Annotated in this window: 19 protein-coding genes; 8 read left to right on the top strand and 11 right to left on the bottom strand. The window is 69.9% G+C overall.

From position 1 onward, the window contains the following. Positions 1 to 141 precede the first annotated feature (141 nt). On the top strand, positions 142 to 1,440 hold the full coding sequence (locus EBS11_RS21470; RefSeq protein ID WP_290606215.1) for a putative O-glycosylation ligase, exosortase A system-associated: 1,299 nt from the start codon (positions 142 to 144) through the stop codon (positions 1,438 to 1,440). Further along, positions 1,437 to 2,375 (top strand): polysaccharide deacetylase family protein, encoded by a 939-nt coding sequence (locus EBS11_RS21465; RefSeq protein WP_290606214.1) that lies wholly within the window; start codon positions 1,437 to 1,439, stop codon positions 2,373 to 2,375. The genes EBS11_RS21470 and EBS11_RS21465 overlap by 4 nt, the downstream gene beginning before the upstream one ends. Here the strand turns inward: EBS11_RS21465 and EBS11_RS21460 are convergent. From EBS11_RS21460 to EBS11_RS21450, 3 genes are read right to left on the bottom strand one after another with little or no spacing between them, the layout of a single operon-like run. Then, on the bottom strand, positions 2,284 to 4,383 hold the full coding sequence (locus EBS11_RS21460) for an asparagine synthase-related protein (protein ID WP_290606212.1): 2,100 nt from the start codon (positions 4,381 to 4,383) through the stop codon (positions 2,284 to 2,286). The two genes, EBS11_RS21465 and EBS11_RS21460, sit on opposite strands and share 92 nt — an antisense overlap. Then, positions 4,380 to 5,603: a pyridoxal-dependent decarboxylase, exosortase A system-associated gene (locus EBS11_RS21455; RefSeq protein ID WP_290606231.1), complete on the bottom strand. Its 1,224-nt coding sequence runs from the start codon at positions 5,601 to 5,603 to the stop codon at positions 4,380 to 4,382. The genes EBS11_RS21460 and EBS11_RS21455 overlap by 4 nt, the downstream gene beginning before the upstream one ends. A gap of 26 nt (positions 5,604 to 5,629) precedes the next feature. After that, positions 5,630 to 7,231: an acyl-CoA ligase (AMP-forming), exosortase A system-associated gene (locus EBS11_RS21450; RefSeq protein WP_290606210.1), complete on the bottom strand. Its 1,602-nt coding sequence runs from the start codon at positions 7,229 to 7,231 to the stop codon at positions 5,630 to 5,632. A 196-nt stretch (positions 7,232 to 7,427) separates the two neighbouring features. Here EBS11_RS21450 and EBS11_RS21445 point away from each other — a divergent pair, with 196 nt between their 5' ends. From EBS11_RS21445 to EBS11_RS21420, 6 genes are read left to right on the top strand one after another with little or no spacing between them, the layout of a single operon-like run. After that, complete coding sequence (locus EBS11_RS21445) at positions 7,428 to 8,192, top strand: hypothetical protein (protein WP_290606228.1); 765 nt, start codon at positions 7,428 to 7,430, stop codon at positions 8,190 to 8,192. Beyond that, positions 8,171 to 8,416 (top strand): phosphopantetheine-binding protein, encoded by a 246-nt coding sequence (locus EBS11_RS21440; RefSeq protein WP_290606208.1) that lies wholly within the window; start codon positions 8,171 to 8,173, stop codon positions 8,414 to 8,416. The genes EBS11_RS21445 and EBS11_RS21440 overlap by 22 nt, the downstream gene beginning before the upstream one ends. Next, positions 8,413 to 9,273, top strand: coding sequence for a hydrolase 2, exosortase A system-associated (locus EBS11_RS21435; protein WP_290606206.1), 861 nt, complete (start codon positions 8,413 to 8,415; stop codon positions 9,271 to 9,273). The genes EBS11_RS21440 and EBS11_RS21435 overlap by 4 nt, the downstream gene beginning before the upstream one ends. Further along, positions 9,270 to 10,151, top strand: a complete 882-nt coding sequence (locus EBS11_RS21430; protein WP_290606204.1) for a hydrolase 1, exosortase A system-associated — start codon at positions 9,270 to 9,272, stop codon at positions 10,149 to 10,151. Before EBS11_RS21435 ends, EBS11_RS21430 begins: the two co-directional genes overlap by 4 nt. 55 nt (positions 10,152 to 10,206) lie before the next feature. Continuing rightward, positions 10,207 to 11,472, top strand: a complete 1,266-nt coding sequence (locus EBS11_RS21425; RefSeq protein ID WP_290606202.1) for a glycosyltransferase — start codon at positions 10,207 to 10,209, stop codon at positions 11,470 to 11,472. Then, positions 11,469 to 12,203, top strand: a complete 735-nt coding sequence (locus EBS11_RS21420; RefSeq protein ID WP_290606200.1) for an ABC transporter permease — start codon at positions 11,469 to 11,471, stop codon at positions 12,201 to 12,203. Before EBS11_RS21425 ends, EBS11_RS21420 begins: the two co-directional genes overlap by 4 nt. Here EBS11_RS21420 and EBS11_RS21415 read toward each other — a convergent pair. The 8 genes from EBS11_RS21415 to EBS11_RS21380 form a co-directional block, all read right to left on the bottom strand. Next, the gene (locus tag EBS11_RS21415; RefSeq protein ID WP_290606198.1) at positions 12,190 to 12,927 is read right to left on the bottom strand and encodes a hypothetical protein; all 738 of its coding nucleotides are present in this window, start codon (positions 12,925 to 12,927) and stop codon (positions 12,190 to 12,192) included. The genes EBS11_RS21420 and EBS11_RS21415 overlap by 14 nt on opposite strands. 138 nt (positions 12,928 to 13,065) lie before the next feature. Beyond that, positions 13,066 to 13,503 (bottom strand): DUF6678 family protein, encoded by a 438-nt coding sequence (locus EBS11_RS21410; protein ID WP_290606196.1) that lies wholly within the window; start codon positions 13,501 to 13,503, stop codon positions 13,066 to 13,068. A gap of 8 nt (positions 13,504 to 13,511) precedes the next feature. Then, on the bottom strand, positions 13,512 to 14,747 hold the full coding sequence (gene purT / locus EBS11_RS21405; protein WP_290606194.1) for a formate-dependent phosphoribosylglycinamide formyltransferase: 1,236 nt from the start codon (positions 14,745 to 14,747) through the stop codon (positions 13,512 to 13,514). A gap of 111 nt (positions 14,748 to 14,858) precedes the next feature. Then, positions 14,859 to 15,359, bottom strand: a complete 501-nt coding sequence (locus EBS11_RS21400; RefSeq protein ID WP_290606226.1) for a VOC family protein — start codon at positions 15,357 to 15,359, stop codon at positions 14,859 to 14,861. 76 nt (positions 15,360 to 15,435) lie between these two features. Next, on the bottom strand, positions 15,436 to 16,854 hold the full coding sequence (locus EBS11_RS21395) for a TolC family protein (RefSeq protein ID WP_290606192.1): 1,419 nt from the start codon (positions 16,852 to 16,854) through the stop codon (positions 15,436 to 15,438). Beyond that, complete coding sequence (locus EBS11_RS21390; RefSeq protein ID WP_290606190.1) at positions 16,844 to 18,187, bottom strand: HlyD family type I secretion periplasmic adaptor subunit; 1,344 nt, start codon at positions 18,185 to 18,187, stop codon at positions 16,844 to 16,846. Before EBS11_RS21390 ends, EBS11_RS21395 begins: the two co-directional genes overlap by 11 nt. Continuing rightward, a complete protein-coding gene (locus EBS11_RS21385; RefSeq protein ID WP_290606188.1) occupies positions 18,184 to 20,373 on the bottom strand; it encodes a type I secretion system permease/ATPase in 2,190 nt (729 codons plus the stop codon). Before EBS11_RS21385 ends, EBS11_RS21390 begins: the two co-directional genes overlap by 4 nt. Positions 20,374 to 20,473: 100 nt before the next feature. Next, positions 20,474 to 23,497, bottom strand: coding sequence for a calcium-binding protein (locus EBS11_RS21380; protein ID WP_290606186.1), 3,024 nt, complete (start codon positions 23,495 to 23,497; stop codon positions 20,474 to 20,476). Positions 23,498 to 23,531 lie beyond the last annotated feature (34 nt).

The following is a 23,531-nucleotide window of genomic DNA, read 5'->3' as shown; positions in this document are numbered from 1 at the left end:
TGATGTACAGATTCAATAACGGCGCCAGCCCCGTGGAGCAAGGCCCGGCCGTGTTGATCCAGTGTACTGAGCCTGCCCGCCAGCCCGTTGAGCGGCATCAAGGCCCGGTCCCGTCCGCTACCACAAGGAGCGTCCTCTTTCATGCGCGACATACTCGTTACCGTCATCATCCTGGGTTCGCTGCCCTTCATCCTGAAGGCGCCGTCCATCGGCGGCCTGATGTGGGTCTGGGTCAGCGTCATGAATCCCCACACCCAGGGCTGGGGCTTCGCCACCCACATGCCGTTCGCCTTCATCATCGCCGTCGCCACCGTGCTGGGCCTCGTCATGACGCGCGAGCCGAAAAGCCTGCCGCTCACCCCCGTCAGCGTGCTGCTGCTGCTGTTCGTCGCGTGGATGAACGTGACGGCGCCGTTCGCCCTGCTGCCGGAGTCGTCGTGGGAACAATGGAACAAGGTCATGAAGATCATGCTGATGACCTTTGTCGTGATGATGGTGATACGCACGCGGCGCGACATCGTGCGCCTGGTGTGGGTGCTGGTCGGCTCGATCGGCTATTACGGCGTGAAAGGCGGCATCTTCACCATCCGCAGCGGCGGCACGGAGCGGGTCTGGGGGCCGGAAGACACCTTTATCGGCGACAACAATTCGCTGGCCCTGGCCCTCATCATCACCATTCCCCTCATGTATTACCTGCAGCAGAACAGCGACCGGCGCTGGCACCGCCATGGCCTGTCGGCGGCGATGCTGCTGTCGGCGCTGGCCGCCCTGGGCTCGTATTCGCGCGGCGCGCTGCTGGCCATCGCCGCCATGGTGCTGTTCATGTGGCTCAAGAGCGACCGCAAGCTGATGCTGGGCGCGCTGCTGGCCGCCGTCACGCCCCTGCTGCTCGCCTTCATGCCCGAGCGCTGGGCCGAGCGCATGGACACCATCAATACCTACGAGGAAGACAGTTCCGCGATGGGCCGCCTGAATGCGTGGCGCATGGCGTGGAACCTGGCGCGCGACCGCTTCCTCGGCGGCGGCTTCGACGTGTCCGACGCCAGCATCTTTGCCCGCTACGCGCCCAATCCCCTGGACGTGCACGCGGCACACAGCATCTATTTCCAGGTGCTGGGCGAGCACGGCTTCGTCGGCCTGTTCCTCTACCTGGCGCTGGGCATGGCCACCTGGCATACGGCCAGCGTCATCATCCGCCGCACGCGGGGCCAGGCCGAGCTGCGCTGGGCGCACGGCCTGGCCACCATGAGCCAGGCCAGCCTGATCGGCTTTGCCGTGGGCGGCGCCTTCCTCAGCCTGCTGTATTTCGACATGCCCTACTACCTGATGGCGGCCCTGATCGCCACGCGCATCGTCGTCGAGCGGCAGTTGCGGCAAGCCCTGCCCCGGCATGCGCGGGCGCGCGGCAAGGATGCCAAGGCCGTCGCGGAGCAGCCATGACGCCGGCCAGCCTGTCCATCCTCATCTACCACCGTGTGCTGGCCCGGCCCGATCCCCTGTTTCCCGGCGAAGTCGATGCGCGCCTGTTCGAGCGCCAGCTGCGCCTGCTGCGGCGCTTCCATGCACCGCTGCCGCTGGCCGAGGCCGTCCAGCGCCTGCGCGACGGCAGCCTGCCGCCGCGCGCCGTCGCCATCACCTTCGACGACGGCTATGCGGACAATGCGCAGGTGGCCCTGCCGCTGCTGCAGCGGCACGCCCTGCATGCCACCTTCTTTATCGCCACGGGCTACCTGGACGGCGGCCAGATGTGGAACGACAGCGTCATCGAAGGCGTGCGCCATGCGCCCGGCGCGCAGCTGGACTTGCGGGCACATGGCCTGGGCTGCCTGCCCGTCGCCAGCCTGGCGCAGCGGCGCGCCGCCATCGCCACCCTGCTGGGGCAGCTCAAGTACCTGCCGTTCGCCCAGCGCCAGCGCCTGGCCCTGCACATCCGCCGGCTGGCCGGTCCCCGCCGGCACGCCTCGCCCATGCTGAGCAGCGCCCAGCTGCGGGAACTGCAGGCGGCGGGCATGGGGCTGGGCGCGCACACGGCCAGCCACCCCATCCTGTCGACCCTGTCGGCGACGGCGGCGCGGCGCGACATCGCCAATGGCAAGCGCCAGCTGGAAGAGGCGCTGCAGGCGCCCGTGCCGCTGTTCGCCTATCCGAACGGCAAGGCCGGGCGCGACTATGGCGCCGCCCACGTGGACATCGTCAGGAGCCTGGGTTTCACGGCGGCCGTCGCCACGGACTGGGGCGTGGCGCGCCCGGGCGACGGCACCGACCTGCTGCAGCTGCCCCGCTTTACGCCGTGGGATCGAGGACGGCTGGCGTTTCTGTGGCGCATGCGGCAAAACCGCCTGCAAGCGCCCCCAGCGCCGCAGGATGGCAGCTGAGCCACTGTTCCAGCATCATCAGCAGCCACACCATGGTGCCGTGATAGGCCGGGTGCTCCGCCAGCAGGCGGCCCTGCAGGTCGTCGATGAAGGCGGGCCGCACGATGCCCCGTCCGCGCAGCTGCGTCAGGTTGTCGAAGGCAAAGTCGCGCAGGGGCGCGTGGCTGTGCAGCCACTGGCCGAACGGCAGGCCGAAGCCGTGCTTCTTCTTGCGCACGATGGCCGGCGGCAGGATGTCCGCCAGGGCCCGCTTGAAGAAGGGCCGCAGCCGCGTACCGTCGAGCTTGTCGCGGGGCGCCAGGCGGGCCGCGAACGCCACCATCGCGTCGTGCAGGAAGGGAAATGCGGCCTCCACGCCGGCCAGCTCGCAGGCCTTGCGCACCTTCACCAGGTCGTTGTCGGCCAGGGTGAAGCGCATGTCCAGCGCCAGCAGCTCATTGATCTGGCTCAAGCCCTGCCCCTGGCGCTGCCAGTACGCGCCGTTCACGCAGCCGGGCGCCATGCCGGGATCGACGGATTTGAGGAAGTCCGCCTCCAGCACCGTGCGGCAGCCATGGCGCAGCAGCAGGTTGTAGCTGTCCAGGCGGGCCGGCAGCGGCAGGCTGGCCTGCTCGATGTAGCGGCGCGCCTTGTCCGCCAGGCGCCACGGCTTGCCCGCCCGTTCGCGGAACAGCAGCGGCTCGATGAGGAGCTGGCGCAGCATGGCGGGCAGGCGCTCATAACGCGACAGCAGGGCCTGGTGGACATAGCGTTCATTGCCACCAAACAATTCGTCGCCGCCGTCGCCGCCCAGCAGGCGGATCACGCCATCCTCGCGCGCCATCTGCGCGCAGTAGAAGGCGGGGATGGCCGAGGCATTGCCGAAGGGCTGGTCGAAGACGGCCGCCATGGCGGGAATGGCGGCCAGCACGTCGGCCGGCGTGACGTAGCGCTCGTGGTGGATGCTGCCCGCATGGCTGGCGGCCAGGCGCGCATACGCCATCTCGTCGTAGCCGGGCGCGTCGAAGCCGATGGAATACGTGCGCGCGGCGCGGCCCGTCACCTGGCCCATGATGGCGGCCAGGGTGGAACTGTCCGTGCCGCCGCTGAGAAAAGCGCCCGTGGCGTCGGCATCCGCGCCCAGGCTGTTTTCCACGCACTGCCGCAGCAGGCGCAGGAATTCCTGGCGCTTGGCGGCAAAGCTGGCCGGCGTGCGCGCATACGCGTGCTCCTGGAAGGCCAGCTGCCAGTAGCTGCCCTTGCACTGCTTGCCGCCCCGCACGTGCAGGTATTCGCCGGGCAGCAGGCGCTGCTGGCCCACGTAGGCCGTGCCCGGGCCGGGCACCATGTGGAAGAACAGGTAGTGATACAGGGCCTGCGGGTCGAGCGCGCCGCGCACGCCGGGATGGGCCAGCAAGGCGTCCGCCGAGGAGGCGAAGACAAGGCCCTGCGCCAGGCGCGCGTAGCTGAGCGGGTGGATGCCGGCCCGGTCCACGGCCAGCAGGGCCGAACCGGAAAAGGCATCGAGGATGGCCAGGCAGAACGGCCCCGACAGGCAGGCGCAGGCGGCCACGCCCCGGCTCAGCCACAGGGACGCGAGGCGGCGCGCCACGTCGTCGGGCGAACCGTCCAGTTCCGGCCGGCCCCAGATCGCCACCTGCAAGCCATCCTGCTGGTACAGGTGGCGGCTGCCGTCGATGGCGGCCACGGCCACGCCGCCCACTTCGCCCACGCAGGCGGCCAGGGGCGCGCCATCATGGCGCGACAGCGGCGCCGCCATGCGCGCCAGCAGCGCCTCGGGGCCGCCGGCGGGCCGGGCGCCGGCGGCGTCCTGGCCGGAAACGCCGCCCGGCGCGGGAGCGGCGATGTTGCCGGGGATGCCGGGGATGGTCGCGGAGATGCCGCCCGGCACGCCCGGCGCGGCGGGCACGTCCGCGCTGCACGCCAGGGGCGCGACGGCGGCGCAGTCCGGCGCAAGGCCGCCGGCCACGCCCGTGCCGGCCAGCAGCCAGCCGCACAGGCCGCTCATACGAGCACCTCGGCCGGCAGCGGATGGCCGAGAAACGCCGTCGGGCTGGCCGTCAAGCCATAGGCGCCCGACTGGAACACCACCACCAGGTCGCCTTCCCCGGCCCGCGCCAGTTCCATCTGGTCGGCCAGCAGGTCGAGCGGCGTGCACAATGGCCCCACGACGGAAGCCACTTCCCGCTCTCCTCCGTGCAGGCGGTTGCCGATGGCGACGGGATAGTTCTTGCGGATCAGCTGGCCGAAATTGCCCGAGGCCGCCAGATGGTGGTGCAGCCCGCCGTCCGTGACGAGGAATACCTGGCCATGCGACAGCTTGCGTTCGAGCACCTTGCACACATAAATCCCCGCCTCGGCCACGAGGTAGCGACCCAGTTCCAGGTTCAGCCGCACGCCGGGCGCGGCGCTGCCGAGCAGATCGAGCTGCGCCTGCAAGCCCTCGGCCACGGGCGCCAGGTCGAGCGGCCGGTCGCCGGGGAAGTACGGCACGCCGAAGCCGCCGCCGATATTGAGCGTGCGCAAGGGACCGGGCGCGCTGTCGGCCAGCTGCAAGGCCAGCCGCACACTGTGGGACTGGGCTTCCGCCAGGGCCGTGGCGCACAGGTTTTGCGCGCCCGCAAACAGGTGGAAGCCGTGAAAGTCGAGGCCCAGCTCGCCGATGCGGGCCAGCAGGGCCGGCACCTGCGCCGCATCGACGCCGAACGGCTGCGCGCCGCCGCCCATGCGCATGCCTGCCCGGCGCAGGGCAAAGTCGGGATTCACGCGCACGGCCACGCGGGCCGCCACGCCCAGCCGCTCGCTGGCCAGCGCAGTCTTTTCCAGCTGGACCCGCGATTCCACATTGACCAGCACGCCCGCCGCCACGGCCCGCGCCAGTTCCCCCTCGCGCTTGCCCGGCCCCGCAAAACTGATGCAGTGCGCCGGCAGGGGCGTGTCGAGCGCCGTCGCCAGCTCGCCGCCCGAGGCCACGTCGATGCCATCAACCAGGCCCGCCAGCAGCTGCACCACGGCCGGCATGGGATTGGCCTTCATGGCGTAATGCAGGTGCACGCCGGCCGGCAAGGCGGCGCGCAGCTGCGCCACGCGGCGCACGATGTGGCTGCGTTCATAGGCGTAGAACGGCGTGCTGCCCACGCGCTGGGCCAGGCGGGACAGTGGCAGGCCGCCCAGCTGCAGCATGTCGTCCGCCACGGCAAACTCGTGCATGGCCGCATGCACGGGCATGGCCGTGTCTTTCAGACCGGGGCCGTTCATGCCGCGCCTCCCGATTGGACCGCATGGGCTTGCGCCAGTTCCCGCGCCAGCAGCGCGCGGTCGATCTTGCCGTTCGGATTGCGCGGCAAGGAGTCGGCGCGGATCTCGATCCACAGGGGCACCATGTAGCCGGGCAGGCGCGCGCGGCAGGCGGCCAGCACGGCGTCGCGCAGCAATTCCACGCCCGGCGCGGGCGTGACGAGCAAGGCGATGGCCTGGCCCAGCACGGCATGGGGCATGCCCAGCGCGGCCGCTTCGCCCACCAGGCCGCTCGCATACGCCACTTCTTCCACTTCCGCCGGGCTGACCCGGTAGCCGGACGTCTTGATCATGTCGTCGCTGCGGCCGACGAAATACAGATAGCCTTCCCCGTCGCGGCGCACCGTGTCGCCGGACCACACGGCCAGTTCCGGCAGCACCAGCCCGCCCGCCTGGGGCGGCAGGGGCTTGAAGCGCTCGGCCGTGCGCGCCGCATCGTTCCAGTAGCCCAGCGCCACCAGCGCGCCCCGGTGCACCAGTTCGCCCGGCTCGTCGGCGTCGCAGACGCTGCCGTCAGGGCGCAGCACCAGCACGTCCGCGTTGGGAATCGCTTGCCCGATGGAATCGGGGCGCCGCTCCAGCTGCTCCGGCGGCAGATAGGTGGAGCGGAACGCTTCCGTCAGTCCGTACATGAGGAAGACCTGCGCGCGCGGCAGGGCCAGGCGCAGCTTGTCGAGCGTACTGCGCTGCATCACGCCGCCCGAATTGGTGATGTAGCGCAAGGGCGTGGACAAGGGCCAGCTCAGCTGCGACAGCTGCACCCACAGGGGCGGCACGGCGGCCAGCCCCGTGATGGCTTCCTGCTCCACGGCTTCGACGATGTCGCGCAGCAGCAGATAATTCATCAGCACGGCGCAGGCGCCGCTGGCGAAGGCCGTCGTCAGCTGGCTCAGGCCGTAGTCAAAACTGAGCGGCAGCACGCACAGGATGCGGTCCTGCGGCGTGTTGCCCAGGTAGCCGGACACGCTGAGCGCGCCCGCCAGCATGTTCCGGTGCGACAGGACCACGCCTTTCGGACTGCCCGTGCTGCCCGAGGTGTACAGGATGGCGGCCATGTCCGTGTCGATCACCCGGTGCGGCGCGGGCGGGCGCAGGGCGGCGCCGGCCAGCGCGGCGCCCCACGACAGCAGCCGCGCGGCGCCCAGGCGGCCCTCCGGCCCCGGCTCGCCCGTCAGCAGCACCGTCTGCAGGTCCGGGCAGGCGGCCAGGGCCGGGCCCAGCTGCGCCAGCCGCTCGCGCGACGTGACGAGGATGGCGACGTTGCAGTCGGCCAGGATATAGGCCACCTGTTCCGGCTTGAGCAGGGGATTGACGGGCACGAAGACGCCGCCGGCCGCCGCCGCGCCGAACATGGCGCTGACGTTTTCCGGACGCTTTTCCAGGTAGACGGCCACGCGCGCGCCGCGCCGCAAGCCCAGGGCCAGCAGGGCCCGGGCGCAGTCGCGCACGGACTGGGCCAGCGCGCCATACGCCAGCGCCTCGCCCTGCCAGGACAGGGCCGGCGCCTCGGGCGTACGCCGTGCCGCGTCGAAGATCAGTTCGTGTATCAGTGTTGCCATCGTATCGCCCCCGCGTTGTCATGATTGCCATGCATCCCCCATGATTCAGACAAACGGACACAGCTGTCTTGATTTTTATCAAGCAAGCGGCGCGGCAAGACAGTTGCAGCAACACTTGAGGCGGCGCAAGATCGGCGCCGGCCGCTGCGTTCTAATGGACAGCGTTGGCTGCATAGCCGCCCCATCCGTGACCGCCATGGCCCTGTCCGCGCATTTTCCCCTGCTGCAGCGCATCGCCGCCAGTCTCCGCCAGCTGGGCTGGCGCGACAGCGCGTGGCTGGCCGTGGCGCGCCTGCTGGCGCGCGTGCCGCGCCAGCGTTGCGCCCTGTACCGCTACCAGTTCGTGGCGCAGGCCGTGGCGCCCGGCTCGCTGTGCCGCGGGCGCGGACGCAACATCACCGTCACGCCGTGCCTGGCGGAGGCGGACCTGCCGCCCGGCCCCGTGCGCCGCCCCGGCGTGCTGCGCGCGCGCTACGGCCAGGGCGCGCAATGCCTGGTGGCGCGCCACGCGCAGGCGCCCGCGCAGATGGCCGGCTGGCTGTGGCTGCTGCGCCATGGCTGCCAGGAAGACGAGGTGCGCGCCCGCTATGCGCTGGCGTCAAGCCAGTCGTCGTGGGACCTGGACGTGTGGGTGGCACCCGGGCAGCGCGGCAGCCTCGTCTTCGCCCGCCTGTGGGAAGAAGCCAACGCCGTGCTGCACGCACAAGGCGTGCGCTGGACGTGCAGCCGCATCTCGCGCTTCAACCCGGCCTCGCTGGCGGCCCATTCGCGCCTGGGCACGCACGGGCTGGGCACGGCCACCTTTCTCCGCTGCGGGCGCTGGCAATGGATGGTCGCCAGCCTGCCGCCCTACCTGCACCTGTCGCGCCATCCCGGCGACGTGCCCTGCCTGGCCTTCGACACGTCGTCCCTGCCGCACTACCCTTCCCTGGAGCTGACATGCCGCATCTTGAAGCAGTAAAGCACATCCTCGATACCACCCTGGGCCTGAACGGCCGGGTGCTGGAAGCCCACACGCCGCTGCTGGGCAGCGTGCCGGAGCTCGATTCGATGGCCGTGATCGGCGTGATCGCCGCGCTGGAAGAGCATTTCGGCATCGAAGTGGCCGACGAGGACATCCACGCGCGCCATTTCAGCACGGTGGGCACCCTGCACGACTTCGTCTTTGCAAAGCTGCGGCCATGACCCGCGCCGCCACCGACACCCTGCCCCTGCTGCCCTTCTTCCTGCCGGCCAGCGGCGGCCAGCGCTACTGCCTGCTGCACCTGCCGCCGCCGGGCCGCAACGCGCGCGGCGGCATCGTCTACCTGCACCCGCTGGCGGAAGAACTGAACAAGAGCCGCCATGTGGCCGCCGCGCAGGCGCGCGCCTTTGCCGCCGCCGGCTACAGCGTGCTGCAGATCGACCTGTATGGCTGCGGCGACAGCAGCGGCGACTTCGGCGACGCGCGCTGGCCCATCTGGCACAACGACCTGCACCTGGCCTGCGCCTGGCTGGCGCAGCGCGTCGACGGCCCGCTGACCCTGTGGGGCTTGCGCCTGGGCGCCCTGCTGGCCCTCGATTTCGCCAGCCGCGCCCAGCTGCCGCTGGCGCGCCTGCTGCTGTGGCAGCCCGAGCTGGACGGGCGGCGCTGCATCGACCGCTTCCTGCGCCTGCGCCTGGCGGCGCGCCTGCTCGATGGCGGCGCGCCGGACGCGCCCGGCCAGGCGCGCGCCGAACTGGCCAACGGCCGCCCCGTGGAAGTGGCGGGCTACCTGCTGGCCAGCGCCCTGGCGCACGCCATCGACGACATCCATGCCGGCGCCCTGCTGCCCGCCGTGCCCGTGTACTGGCTCGATTACCGCGCGCCGCAGCAGGCGGGCGCCGCGCCGCCGCGCCAGCTGGCGCAGCAGTGGCGCAGCCAGGGCGCAGCCGTGCACATGGCCACCTTCGGCGACGGCCCCTTCTGGCACAGCGGCGAGCTGCTGGCCTGCCCGCAGCTGCTCGACGCCACGCGCCGGCTGTGCCGCGACTGGCTGGCCGACGACGGGGACGCGCCATGAAGCGCGACGGCGCGCAGGCGCAGGCCGTGCGCCAGCTGGCGCTGCGCTTTCGCAGCGCGGCCGGGGACGACGACGCCGACGCGCAGGCGCGCATGGTGGGCATCCTCAGCCTGCCCGAGGCGCCCGGTCCGCGCGGCGTCCTCGTCGTCACGGGCGGGCCGCAGTACCGCGTGGGCAGCCACCGCCAGTTCACCCTGCTGGCGGCCGCCCTGGCCGCGCGCGGCCTGCCCGTGCTGCGCTTCGACCTGCGCGGCATGGGCGACAGCGAAGGCAGCGCGCGCGATTACCGCGCCGCCGGTCCCGACATCGCCGGCGCGCTGGCGCAATTCTTCGCCGCCGTGCCATCCCTGCGCGAAGTGGTGCTGTGGGGCTTGTGCGACGGTGCCACGGCCGCCGCCTGCCATGCGCCGCACGATGCGCGCGTCCAGGCCCTGGTCCTGCTCAACCCCTGGGTACGCAGCGAGGCGGGCCTGGCGCGCGCCACCCTGCGCCACTATTATTTGCCGCGCCTGCTGCAGCCGGCCTTCTGGCGCAAGCTGGCGCGCGGCGGCGTGCGCCTGGGCGCCAGCCTCGCCTCGCTGCGCCAGGTGGCGGCGGCCAGCCAGGGCGCGGCGGCGCAGGAGCCCGACGCTCCCGCGCCGGCCATGCTGCGGGCCCTGACGCAATTCCAGGGCAAGGTCCTGCTCATCCTCAGCGGCGACGACCTGGGCGCGCGCGAATGGAGCGCGCTGCTGGCCGCCGACGCGCGCTGGCGCGCCGTGGCCGCCCGCGCCCAGTGGACGCAGGCGCAGGTCGATGGCGCCAACCATACCTTCGCCAGCGCCGCCTGGCGCGCCGACGTGGAGCAGCTGTGCGCGCGCTGGCTGCAGTCATGGTAGCGGGCGCGCCGACCGGGGCGCGGCCGGATGCAGCCGGGTCGATCGCGGCCCGGTGATGGTGGCGTATCACTTCCCGCCCATGGCGGGCGGCAGCGCCATCCTGCGCACCCTGGGCTTTGCGCGCCACCTGCCCGACTGCGGATGGCAGCCGCTGGTGCTCAGCCCCGGCCCGCTGGCCTACGCGCAGCACGGCGGCTCGCAACTGGCGCGCATCGGCGCGCAGACCACCGTGCGCCGCACGCTGGCGCTGGACGCGGCGCGCCACCTGGCCATCGCCGGGCGCTATCCCCGCTGCCTGGCGCTGCCGGACCGCTGGAGTTCCTGGTGGCTCAGCGCCGTGCCGGCCGGCCTGCGGCTGATCCGCCAGTACCGCCCGGACGCCATCTGGTCCACCTATCCCATCGCCACGGCGCACCTGATCGCCCTGACCCTGCAAAAACTCAGCGGCCTGCCGTGGATCGCCGACCAGCGCGACCCCATGCTGGACGACAGCGACCCGCTGGCGCCGTATCCGCCCGACCCTCGCCTGCACAGCATGCACGCGTGGATCGAGCAGCGCATCGCGGCGCGCAGCGCGGCCATCGTCTGCACCACGCCGGGCGCCATGGATGCGCACCGGCGGCGCCTGGCGCAGCTGCCGCGCGACCGCTTTGCGCTGATCGAAAACGGCCATGACGACGAACTCGATGGCGAGGATGCTGCGCCGACGCCGCAAGGGCTGCCGGGGCCGCAGGGCCACCGCCGCCGCTTCCTGCTGCTGCACAGCGGCGTGGTCTACCCGTCCGAACGCGATCCCCGGCCCCTGTTCCAGGCCCTGGCCCGGCTGCGCCGCGACGGCGTGCTGGACGCGCGCACCTTCCAGCTGGTGCTGCGCGCCACGGGCCACGACGCGTGGCTGGCCGGCCTGCTGGCCGACTACGGCATCGCCGACGTGGTGCGCCTGGCGCCGTTGCTGCCGCACGCCGAGGCGCTGCGGGAAATGCAGGGCGCCGACGGCTTGCTGCTGCTGCAGGCGGCCAACTGCAATGCGCAGATCCCCGCCAAGCTGTATGAATACCTGCGCAGCCGCCGCCCCATCCTGGCGCTGACGGACCTGGCCGGCGACAGCGCGGCCAAGCTGCGCCACTGCGGCATCGACACGCTCGGCCAGCTGGCCTCGAGCAGCGACTGCGCGCGCGCCCTGCAGCGCTTCCTGGAACTGGCGCGCCAGGGCCGCGCGCCGCTGGCCAGCCCCGCCACCATCGCCCTGCAATCGCGGCAAGCCCGCAGCAATGCCCTGGCCGACTTGCTGGACCAGGTCAGCCACAGGAGTACGCCATGAAACACCTGATCCTCGCCTGCACCCTGGCCGCCGGCGGCGGCAGCGCCATGGCGGCGGCCGACTGCCCGCCCTACGTCAAGCACACGCCGGGCGGCGACTACACGAGCGCGGAAGACCGCGGCGGCCTGTCCGTGGTCGAGAAATTCCATTTTTCGCGGGCCGTGGAAACCCTGGCCCAGGGCATGACGGGCAGCCTGGGCGCCGACATCGGCTACACGCTGGAACACTTCCCGAACCACCACCGTGCCCTGGCGTCGATGGCCAAGCTGGGCCTGCGCCTGAAAAGCCCGCAGCCGCCCGGCGCCCGCTATACGGTCAGCTGCTTCTTCGAGCGCGCCATCGCCTACGCCCCGCACGACGTGACGGCGCGCATGGTGTACGGCAGCTATCTGCTGGCCATGGGCCAGGATGCGGCGGCGCTGGAACAGCTGGACGCGGCCAGCCGCCTGGCGCCCGAACAGGCCACCATCCAGTACAACCTGGGCCTGATGTATATCAAGAAGAAGGAATACGACAAGGCCAGCGCGCACGCGCAAAAAGCCTACGCCCTGGGCTTTCCCCTGCCGGGGCTGAAGAACAAGCTGAAGGCGGCGGGCAAGTGGCGCGAACCGGAACCGGCACCGGCCGCCATCGACGCGCAGGATGGGCAGGAGCCGCCGGCACCGCCAGTGCCGCCAACATCCGCCCCCGACCCCGCTGAAAAAACTAGCGAAAAGACTAGCGGGGAATGACGGCCGGCCGGCTGGCCACGCTCCAGTGCCCCGTCGGTGAGGCCCCCAGCGCGGCGGCCAGGTCGCGCCGCGATTGCGCCTTGTCGGCGGCCTCGCCGATATGCGCCATTTCCGCCGGCTGCAGCACGGTGGCCGTGAGCAGCATCACCGCGCCATACGGCGTGGCCAGGGAGGGGGGTATGGTGGCCGTGCCCTGGGCCAGCAGCACGCCCACCTGTGCGTTTTCATCTTCCAGTCCCATGGGTGCATCCTGCACCTCCAGCGCCATCGACACGCTGCCGTGGCGCTGCACCAGCAAATCGATGGAGCCATGGTCGGCCACGTTCTGGCTGACCTGGTAAATCACGTCGAACAGCCACGATGCCTGTACTGCGCCGCCGTCAAAGGCGGACAGCGGCGCTTCGATGCACACTTCCAGCAGGTGGCCGCGCGGCACGAAGACGTCGTCGTCATCCTCGAACGGGTCGCTCAGGCCGTCGCTGGCGATGAGGATGGAATCGGCGCGGCGGATCACGCGCCAGGCCTGGCGCAGCGATGGCCAGCGGGGGCCGCCCGTGAAGGCGGGATTGACGAGCGGCGCCAGCACGTCGGCGTCGACCTCTCCCAGGGTGGCATAAAAGGCGTCGCGCGCGGCGCAGGCCGTGGCCAGCATCTGCGCGCCCGCTTCCTTGCCGACGACGGCGTCGTCCGGTTGCGGCACTTGTGGAATATCGTGTTCAGGCATGTTATCAATCTATTATTAACGACACCTGACAAAACCGTAGCGAGCGGAAGGGAGAGGTGGCCAGGAAGCGCAACCGTACTCCAGTACGGTGAGCATCGCAGGCCGCCTGTAGCGACGCGCAGCAGGGTTGGTCGGGTGTCAATCAGCAGGTGGAAAGTCGTGATAATTGCGGGGCAAATACGCCCAGATGCGCGCCACCCGGTCGCGCACTTCGAAATCGAAGCCGATGCGTTCCAGTTCCGGCACGATCCACACGCCGTGGTCGATGACGGTCTTCGGCAGCAGCATGCCCACGTGTTCTTCCGCATACAGGCCGATGTCGAACCATTCCACGCCCAGGAACGGGAACGGCGGGTGGTAATCCCATTCCGTGTCCCAGCCCGAGACGTAGCCGGACACGGAACCGTAGCGGTACGAGGGCACCCACTCCGTGCGCCCGCGCATGCAGGCCAGCAGCTCGTTCCACTTGCAGTCGTTGGCGGCTCCCGCCAGGTTGCGCCGCGCAATGTGGCCGCGCAGCTTGCGCTTGACGGCGTCGCCGCCGGCGTCGGCCTGCGGCAGGGCGGCATCGGCCATCGAGGCCATCAACGGGCGACGGGCTTGACTTTCGAGGCGGCCAGCACGGCGCGCGCGCGGGCCGTGTCGGTATCGTCGGCCGTCGCCAGCGCCACGCCCATGCGGCGGCGGGCGAACGATTCCGGCTTGCCGAACAGGCGCAGGTCGGCGCCCGGCACGTTCAAGGCTTCCGCCACGCCCTCGAAGGCGATGCCCTTCGCCTCCACCTGGCCATAGATGACGGCCGAGGCGGCGGGCGAGCGCAGGGCCACGTTGACGGGCAGGCCCAGGATGGCTTTGGCGTGCAGTTCGAATTCGCTCTGCGCCTGGCTGGCCATGGTGACCATGCCCGTGTCGTGCGGACGGGGACTCACTTCCGAGAACCACACCATGTCGTCCTTGACGAACAGCTCCACGCCGAACAGGCCCAGGCCGCCCAGGTCGTCCGTCACCTTGCGGGCGATGTCGCGCGCGCGCTCGAGCGCCAGCGGCGCCATGCGGGCCGGCTGCCACGATTCCACGTAGTCGCCCTGCACCTGCAGGTGGCCGATCGGTTCGCAGAACTGCGTCTCGACATGCCCCGAGGCGCCCACGGCACGCACCGTCAGCAAGGTGATTTCGTAGTCGAAGTCGATGAAGCCCTCGACGATGACGCGGCCCGTGTCGACCCGGCCGCCGCTGGCCGCATAGGCCCACGCCGTTTCCACGTCCTGCGGGCCGTCCAGCTTGGACTGGCCCTTGCCCGAGGAGGACATGACGGGTTTCACGACGCAGGGGAAGCCGATCTCCTGGCACGCCAGCTGCAATTCCTGCAGGCTGCTGGCGAAGCGGTAGGGCGACGTCGCCACGCCCAGGGTCTCGGCGGCCAGGGTGCGGATGCCTTCGCGGTTCATGGTCAGCACGGCGGCGCGCGCGTTGGGGATGCAGGTGACCTGCCCCGCCGCTTCCAGCGCGGCCAGGGTATCGGTGGCGATGGCTTCGATCTCGGGCACGATCAGGTCCGGCTTTTCCAGGTCGATCAGGGCGGCCAGGGCCACGCCGTCGCTCATGTCGATCACGTGCGAGCGGTGCGCCACGGGGTGGCCCGGCGCGTTCGGGTAACGGTCGACGGCGATCACTTCCACGCCCAGGCGCTGCAGCGAAATGATCACTTCCTTGCCCAGTTCGCCGGAGCCGAGCAGCATGACCTTGATGGCGGTGGAAGACAGGGGCGTGCCGAAAGTGCGCGGCGCGATGGTGCCGGTAGGAATGGTGCTGGTAGTCATGGGCAGGGTCTGTTGGGGGATGGAAAGATGGCTGGGACTATAACAAATGCCGGCCATCTTGGACAGGGCGCACGGCTGGCGTGCGCCCCGCGCCCTGCCCCGCGCGCCAGGCTAGCCCGCGTAGGCGCGCTTGATGGCGTCGATGTCGATCTTTTTCATGCCCATCATGGCTTGCATCACGCGCTGCGCCTTGGCGGGGTCGGGGTCCGTCAGCAGCTTGATCATGATGGTGGGCACGATTTGCCACGACACCCCGAACTGGTCCTTGAGCCAGCCGCACTGCTGCGCCTCCAGCGGCCCGCCTTCGGACAGCTGGGTCCAGTAATGGTCGACCTCGTCCTGCGTCTCGCAATTGACCTGGAAGGAGATGGCTTCGGAAAACTGGAACAGGGGGCCGCCGTTCAGGCCCGTGAAGGTCTGGCCGTCCAGCTCGAACGCCACCGTCAGCACGCTGCCCGGCTCCTGGCCGTGGATTTCCCGGCCTTCCTCGCCGTAGCGCAGGATCTGGCCGACTTTCGAATTGGGGAAAATCCCCGTATAAAACAGGGCCGCCGCCTCGGCGTGGCCGTTGAACCATAAACACGGGGTAATCTTCTGGATGCTGTGCATGATGTCTCCCTTGGTCGGTGTGGATCAGACGCCTTAATATAGTCACTTTTGCAGCGCCGTGGCGCGCGGATTGCGCCAGTTACCGCCCTGCAATCGCCTCCCGTCCCAGCACGCCGGCGCTGGCCAGCAGCCGCAGGCGGGCCGCGCGCCACTCCCCCTGGCAGCGGATGCGCTCCTGCTGCGCTTCCAGCAGCGCCGACTGCGTGGCCAGCATTTCCAGGATGTCCGCCGCGCCCAGGCCGAACTTGCGCTGCACGCTGGCCTGCGCCTCCTGCGCCGCGTCCAGCCAGGTGCGCGAGGCCGCCAGGTTGGCCAGCGCCATGTCCGCTTCCGCGTGCGCTTTCACCAGCTCCATCAGGGTCTGCTGCTGCGTTTCCTGCGCCTCGGCCTCCTTTTGCGCCACCTGCGCCTGCGCGCCGCGCACCTTGTAGCCGCGCGCGTAGCCGTCGAACAGGGGAATGTTCAGCGACACGCCGACCAGGGTTTCGCGTGTCGACGCGGGCGACAAGCCCTGGTTCGGGCGGCCGTTCTGGTAGAAATTGGCCGTCAGGTCCATGCTGGGACGGCCCTCCGAGCGGGCCACGGCCACCCGTTCGCGTGCCGCCGCCACCTGCGCCTGCGCCGCCACGATGGCGGGATGGCGGACCTGCGCCTGCGCCAGCCAGGCCTGCAAGTCCTCGCGCAGGCCGGACGCCGGCGCATCCGCGTCGTCCCCCACGGTCACGCCGGCGCCGGCCGGCAAGCCCAGGATATAAATGAGGACCGCGCGCGCCTTGTCGTCTTCGCCGCCGGCGCGGCTGGCGCCGAGCGCCGCCTTGGCCAGCGCGCTTTCCGCCTGCAGGGTGTCGCTGTGCGAGCCCAGTCCCCGCTGCGCGCGGCGCCGCGTCGCCGCCACCGTGTCCTGCGCCAGCGCCTGGTATTCCCGCCGCATCCGCGCAGTCGCTTGCGCCGTTTGCGCGTCAAAATACGCGCCGACGGCCGCCGCCAGGGTCTTTTGCAGCACCGCGTCGCGGTTGGCCAGGGCCGCGTCCAGCAGCGCCGTGGCGCCGCGCTGGCCCGCCGCGCGGCCGCCGAAGTCGAACAGCCGCCAGGAAAAGCTCACCGAGCCCGTATTGCTGTTCAAGCTGCTGGAAGCGCTGGCGGCGCCCGGATAGGCCGTGCGGTCGTGCACGCGGCTCAGGCCCACATTCAGGGTCGGCAGGTAGGCGGCCCTCGCTTCGCCCAGGCCGGCCGCCTGCAGCTGGATGCCGGCCCAGGCGCCGCGCACCTGCGCGTTGTGGCACAAGGCCAGGTCGATGGCCGCCGGCAGGCTCAGGGGCATGGCTGCGTCGTACGACGGCGGGCATGGGGCGGCGACGCTGTCGCCCGGCAGCAGGCGGCCGCCATCGGGCAAGCGCGGCTGCGCGCGCAGGGGATCGTCGCGCCAGCCGGCGTGCGCCGGCAGCGCGCACAGCAGCAAGCCGGCGCTGAACACGGCGGCGCGAGCGCTAGCGTTCATGCAGCGCCTCCTTCTGGTGCTGCACCAGCGGCGAGAGCACGTATTCGATCACCCGCCTCGTGCCCGTGCGGATTTCCGCGCGCACGGCCATGCCGGCCGACAGCTGCACCACTCTGCCGTCGATGACGATGGCCGGCTGGCGCAGCGTGATCCTGACGGCATACACGAGGCCTTTCTTGTCATCCTCGACGGCATCGCGCGAGACGCTGCTGACGACGGCGGGCACAGTGCCGTATTTCGTGAAGTCGAAGGCGTCGACCTTGATGGCGACCGCCTGCCCTTCCTGCACGAAACCGACGTCGCGGTTTTCCAGCACGGCGTCGATTTCCAGCCGGCCCTGGCGCGGCACGATCTGCATCAGCGCCTGCGCGGCCGGCACCACGCCGCCCACCGTGTGCAGCTTGAGCTGCTGCACCGTGCCGTCGACGGGCGCCGTCAGGCGCAGCAGGCTGCCGCGGGCACCGGCGCGGCGCGCGTCCTGGCCGCTGGCGGCCGCCACCCGCGCGCCTTCCGCCAGCGCATCGTAGGCATCCTTGCGCGTCTGCGCCAGCAGGGCGGCGCGCTCGCTGCGGGCCGATGCCAGCTGGCCAGCCAGGTCGATGCGCGCCTGTTCCTTTTCCAGCCAGGCATGTTCGGCCACGTCGCGCGTGTCGGCCAGGGCCCGGTAGTCGGCGGCCCGCTGCGCCGCCAGCGGCAGCGCCTGCGCATAGCGGGCGATTTCCCCGTCGATGTGGGCAAGCCGGGTGCGGAAAGCGGCATACTGGCCATCCAGGTGGCCCTGCGCCTCTTCCCGCTGGGCGGCGGAGGCGGCGGGCGGCGCCACCAGCTTCGGCATGGCCAGGGAGTCGACGGCGCCGATCAGCGCGCGCGAACGGGCCACTTGCAGCGCGGCCGCCACGGCGTCGCCGGCAGCCCTGTCACGCTCGGCATCGGGGCCGCGGCTGTCCAGCTCCACGAGCAGCTCGCCCGCCTTGACGGCCTGCCCTTCGCGCACATGCAGGGCGCGCACGGCCGCCACGTCGACGGAAGCGATGGTCTTGCTGTTGCCCGACGGGATGATCTTGCCGGCCGCATTGACGATGATGTCGACCCGGCCGAAGATGGCCCACAGCAGCACGCAAGCGACCAGCAGCATCAGCACGCGCGCCGTGACGCGCAAGGTGGGCGACACGGGCCGCTCCTGCAGCGCCAGCGCGGCCGGCAGGAAGGCCGCTTCGTCTTCGCTGAGCACGGGTCCGCTCATGGCGGCGCGGTGGCGCCAGCTGTGCCGCAGCACTGCGGCATAGCGTTTGAACAAGTCGGCGTAGGCCGCCAGGCGGTGGCCGGCGCTCATGCCGCGCTCCCGCTGCTGCCCTGCTGCAGGCCGTGCAGGTGGGCGTAGATACCGCCCGGCAACGCCAGCAGCGCCGCATGGCTGCCGATCTCGGCCACCTGGCCCCGTTCCATGACGACGATGCGGTGCGCCTCGCGCACGGCCGACAGGCGGTGGGCGATGATCAGCACGGTGCGTCCCGCGCAAATGCCGCGCATATTGTCCTGGATGGTTTTTTCCGATTCATAATCGAGTGCGCTGGTCGCCTCGTCAAAGATCAGGATGCGCGGATTGCCGATGAGGGCGCGGGCGATGGCGATGCGCTGGCGCTGGCCGCCCGACAGGCCCGTGCCATGCTCGCCCACCATGGTGTCGTAGCCTTCCGGTAATTCGCAAATAAAGTCGTGGGCGCCCGCCAGTTTCGCCACGGCGATGACGGCGTCGATGGGCAGCGCCGGGTCGCTGAGGGCGATGTTGTCGCGCACGGAGCGGTTGAAGAGGATATTTTCCTGCAGCACCACACCGATCTGGCGCCGCAGCGACGCCGTGTCGATGACGGCGATGTCCTGCCCGTCGATCAGCACCTTGCCCCGCTCGGGGATGTACAGGCGCTGCGCCAGCCGCGTCAGGGTGCTCTTGCCGGAACCGGAACGCCCGACGATGCCGATCACTTCGCCGGGCGCGATGGCCACCGACACATCGCGCAGCACCTCGGCCGCGTCGGGCCGGTAGCGGAAGCCCACTTGCTGGAAGTCGATGGCGCCGGCGATGCGCGGCAGGCGCGCCTTCTGGCTGCCCCCGCCATGGCTGCCCGGTTCCGTCCGCGCGTTGAGGATATCGCCCAGCCGGCTCATGGAAATGCCCACTTGCTGGAAATCATTCCACAGCTGCGCCAGGCGCAGGATGGGCGAGGCCACCTGCCCGGCCAGCATGTTGAACGCCACCAGTTCGCCCACCGTCATCCTGCCGTCGATGACGAGGGTGGCGCCCCACCACATGATGGCTGCCGTCACCAGTTTGCTGACGAGCGTGACGCCGCCGCTGGCCAGCATGCCGATGTTATTCGCCGACAAGCCCGCCGACACGTAGCCGGCCAGCTGCTTTTCCCATTGCTGCTGCCAGCGCGGCTCCACGGCCATGGCCTTGACCGTGTCGACGCCGCTGATGGTTTCGACCAGGAAAGACTGGTTTTCCGCGCTGCGGTTGAATTTCTCGTTCAGGCGGCCCCGCAGCACGGGCGTGAGCAGCATCGACAGGGCCGCGTAGACGGGAATCGAGGCCAGCACGACGACGCTGAGCGCGGCGCTGTACCACAGCATGGCGGCGATGAAGATGAAGGAAAACAGCAAGTCCAGCACGAGGGTCATGGCATTGCCGGTGAGAAAAGAGCGGATGTTTTCCAGCTCGTGGATGCGCGCCACGGAATCGCCCACCCGGCGCGCCTGGAAATACGCGATCGGCAGGGCCAGCAGGTGGCGGAACAGGCGCGCGCCCAGCTCCACGTCGATCTTGCTGCTGGTGCGCGCGAAAACATAGGTGCGGATGAGGCTGAGCACGGCTTCGAAGACGATGGCGCAGACCAGGCCGATGGCCACCACGTGCAGGGTTTGCATGGCGTGGTTGACCAGCACCTTGTCCATTACCACCTGGAAAAACAGGGGCGTGACCAGGCCGATCAGCTGCAGCACGCAGGAAATCAGCAGTACTTCGCCCAGCAGCCGGCGGTACTTGACGACGGCGGGGATGAACCAGCTGAAGTCGAAGCGGGCCGTCTCGCCCGCGAAACTGGCCTTGCTGGTGAAAAAGATCATTTCGCCCGACCAGGCGGCGAGAAAGACATCGCGGCCCAGTATCTGCGGCGGCTGGCCCGGATGCTGGATCAGCACCTTGCTGACGCCGCCATCGCCCGTCTCGACCTTGCCAAGAATAAAGAAGCGCCCGTCGGCGGTGATGGCGATGGCCGGCAGCGGCGCCTGCGCCAGCCGTTCAGGAGGCTGGCGCACCAGCCTGGCCGTCAAGCCCAGCTGGCGGGCGGCCAGCACGATGGTTTGCCGCGTGAACACGGCCTGGCCGAAAGCGTGCCTGAGCTGGGCGCCATCGGCGGCGATGCCATGCAGGCTGGCCATCAGCAGCAGCGACTGCAAGCCCGTGTCGGGCGGCGTTTTGTCAAGGGGCGGCGGATCGTTGCTGTATGGGAGTGCGGTCATCGGATCATGTCAAAAATTCAATGACGCAGCCAGGCCGCGACGAAAGTATCGGGCTGGCTGCGTGCGGGTGGATCTAGTTGCTCAAGGAATTAATACGGGATTAATGCGCTGCCGCCAGCTGGATCTGCGCGACTTGGCCGCCATGGGCCGACCACGGCGCCGACGCCGACGCCGGCACGGCAAAGCCGGCCATGGCTTGCACCAGCTGCGACGGATCGGCTTGCCAACTGCCGCTGGCCGCCTGGCTGGCGGCGCCGAACGTCTGGCCGGCGCGCCAGTTCTGCGCCAGCACGGGCGCCAGGGTGGCGGCCGTGCCGGCAGGCAAGGTCAGCTGGCCCAGGGGCGGCGGCGTCAGGCCCGCCATCGCCTGCACCAGCTTTTGCACATTGCTGCCCAGCAGCACGCGGCCATCGGCCATGCGGAATTCCTCGATGCTCGCCCCCGTGGCCGCATACCAGCCTGTGATGCTGATCTTGTCCGTGGTGCCGATGGTGCTCACCTCCAGATTCGTGCCCACCTGGCGGAACCACAGCTGCTCGGCGCTGACGCCGGCCAGGAAGGCCACCACGTCGTGGCTGCCCGCCTCGTTGACCTCATTGATCACGTCAACGCCGTCGCCGCGGGCAAAGATGTAGGTGTCGTTGCCCAGGGCGCCGGACAGGATGTCGTCGCCCTTGCCGCCTTGCAGGGTATCGTTGCCCAGGGCGCCCACCAGGATATTCTTCAGCTCGTTGCCGGTCAGCACATCATCGAACTTGCTGCCGACCACGGCATTGAAGTTGGCCAGTACGTCGACGCCCGCGCGCGCTGCCAGCGGCGTGCCGACAGGCGCGAAAACGGCCGTCACGCCCGTGCTGGCGCCGGCGTAATTGACGGCGTTGCCCTCGCCGGCGCCATCGAGCACATTGCCGCCAGGGGTCTCGACGAAAAAGACGTTATTCGTGTAGGCGCTGCCCGTCACCGTCAGGCCCGGGCCGTTGAGGCGCACGCGTTCGACATTGTCGGCCACCGTGTAGTCGACGCTGGTGTACACGGTGTCGGTGCCGCCATTGCCCCGTTCGACGATGAAGTCGCCGCTGTGGTTGACGTAATACGTGTCGTCGCCGCCCAGGCCTTCCATCAGGTCGGCGCCCGCGGAGCCTGTGATGATATCGGCATTCGCCGTGCCGGTGAAGGTTTGCCCCGTCGGCTGCGTGGGACCGTTGAAGTGCCAGGCCTGGGCCAGCACGGGCGCCAGGATGGCAGCCGTGCCGGCAGGCAGGGTCAGCTGGCCCAGCGGCGGCGGCGTCAGGTTCGCCATCGCCTGCACCAGCAGCTGCACGTCGGCGCCGCGCAGGATGTGGCCGGCGGCCGTGCGGAATTCCTCGATATTCGGCACGGCCCCGTTCCAGGCGCGGATGGTGATCTTGTCGGTGGTGCCGATGGTGCTCACCTCCAGGTCATTGCCCACCTGGCGGAACCACAGCTGGTCGATGTTGACGCCGGCGAGGAAAGCGATGGCATCGTAACCGGCATCGGCGGAGGCTTCGAGTACGAGGTCGTCGCCGTCGCCGCGGCCAAAGACATAGATATCATCGCCCAGGCCGCCGGTCAGCACGTCGTCGCCCTTGCCGCCTTGCAAGGTATCGTTGCCGAGGCCGCCGGACAGGGTGTTGGCCCGCTCGTTGCCTGACAGCACGTCGTCATAGGCGCTGCCTTCCACGCTGCTGAAATTGACGAGCACGTCGCTGCCGGGGGCCGCCGTGGGCGTGCCGTTGATGGAGTACAGCGTGGCCACGGCGCCCGTTTTGGCGCCGGCATAGGTGGCGACATTGTCGAGTCCGGCGCCCAGCAGCAGGTTGCCGCCGCTGACGTCGACATGGAAACGCTGGTCGTTACTGCTGCCGGTGACCGTCAGGCCCGATGCGCTGACATGCACCTCCTCGACATGCGCGGCCACCGTGTAATTGGCGCTGACGTAGACAGTGTCGCGTCCGCCGCCCGCCTGTTCAACCACGAGGTCGCCGCTGTGGTTGACATAATAGATGTCGTCGCCAGCCAGGCCGATCATCACGTCGGCGCCCGCCGTGCCCTTGATGATGTCCGCGTTCGCCGTGCCGGTGAAGCTGCCATTGCTGGGCTGGCCCGGGCCTTCCGTGCGCCAGTTCTGCGCCAGCGCCGGTGCCAGGGCGGCCGCCGTGCCGGCAGGCAGGGTCAGCTGTCCCAGCGGCGGCAGGGCCAGGCCCGCCATCGCCTGCACAAGCTTTTGCACGTCACTGCCCAGCAGCACGCGGCCATCGGCCGTGCGGAACTGTTCGATGCGCGGCCCCGTGCCGGAGAACCAGGCATTGATGGTGACCTTGTCCGTCGTGCCGATGGTGCTCACTTCCAGGTTCGCGCCCACCTGGCGGAACCACAGCTGGTCGGCGCCGATGCCGGCCAGGAAGGAGACGATGTTGTGGCTGCCGGCTTCTTCCGTCTCGACGATGACGTCGGCGCCATCGCCACGGGCAAAGATATACGTGTCGTCGCCCTGCATGCCGGCCAGGGTATCGTCGCCCTTGCCTCCACGCAAGGTATCGTTGCCGAAGCCGCCGATGAGAGCATTCTTGAGTTCATTGCCGGTCAGGACGTCGTCGAATTTGCTGCCAACCATGCTCATCAGGTTGACCAGCACGTCGCTGCCCGCAGGCGCCGCCAGCGGGTCATTCGCCCCCAGCAGCGTCGCCGTCACGCCCCTGTCGGAAGCTACGTAGTTGACCGAGTTGCCGGTGCCGCCGCCATCGATCCGGTTGCCGCCGGCCACACTGACGTGAAAGACATTATTGGTGTTGGCGCTGCCCGTCACCGTCAGGCCGGCGGCCGTCAGGCGCACGTTCTCGACATTGTCCGGCACCGCGTAGTCGACGCTGGTGTACACGGTATCCGTGCCGCCGTTGGCCAGCTCGACGATCACGTCGCCGCTGTGGTTGACGTAATACGTGTCGTCGCCGGCCAGGCCTTCGAGCACGTCGGCGCCCGTGGTGCCCGTGAGGACATCGGCGTTCGCCGTGCCGACAAAGCGCTGCGGGGCCGCCAGCGCGGCGCTGTTCAGGTAAGCATCGATGGCGGAGACGCTGGTGTCGGATGCAATTTTTTCAGTCATGTTGCCGTTTCCTGTCGTTAAACTTCAAACCAAG

It is taken from the genome of Janthinobacterium sp., assembly GCF_009923995.1.
Classification (GTDB): Bacteria; Pseudomonadota; Gammaproteobacteria; order Burkholderiales; family Burkholderiaceae_D; genus Janthinobacterium.
This window is presented reverse-complemented; position numbering and strand designations above follow the sequence as displayed.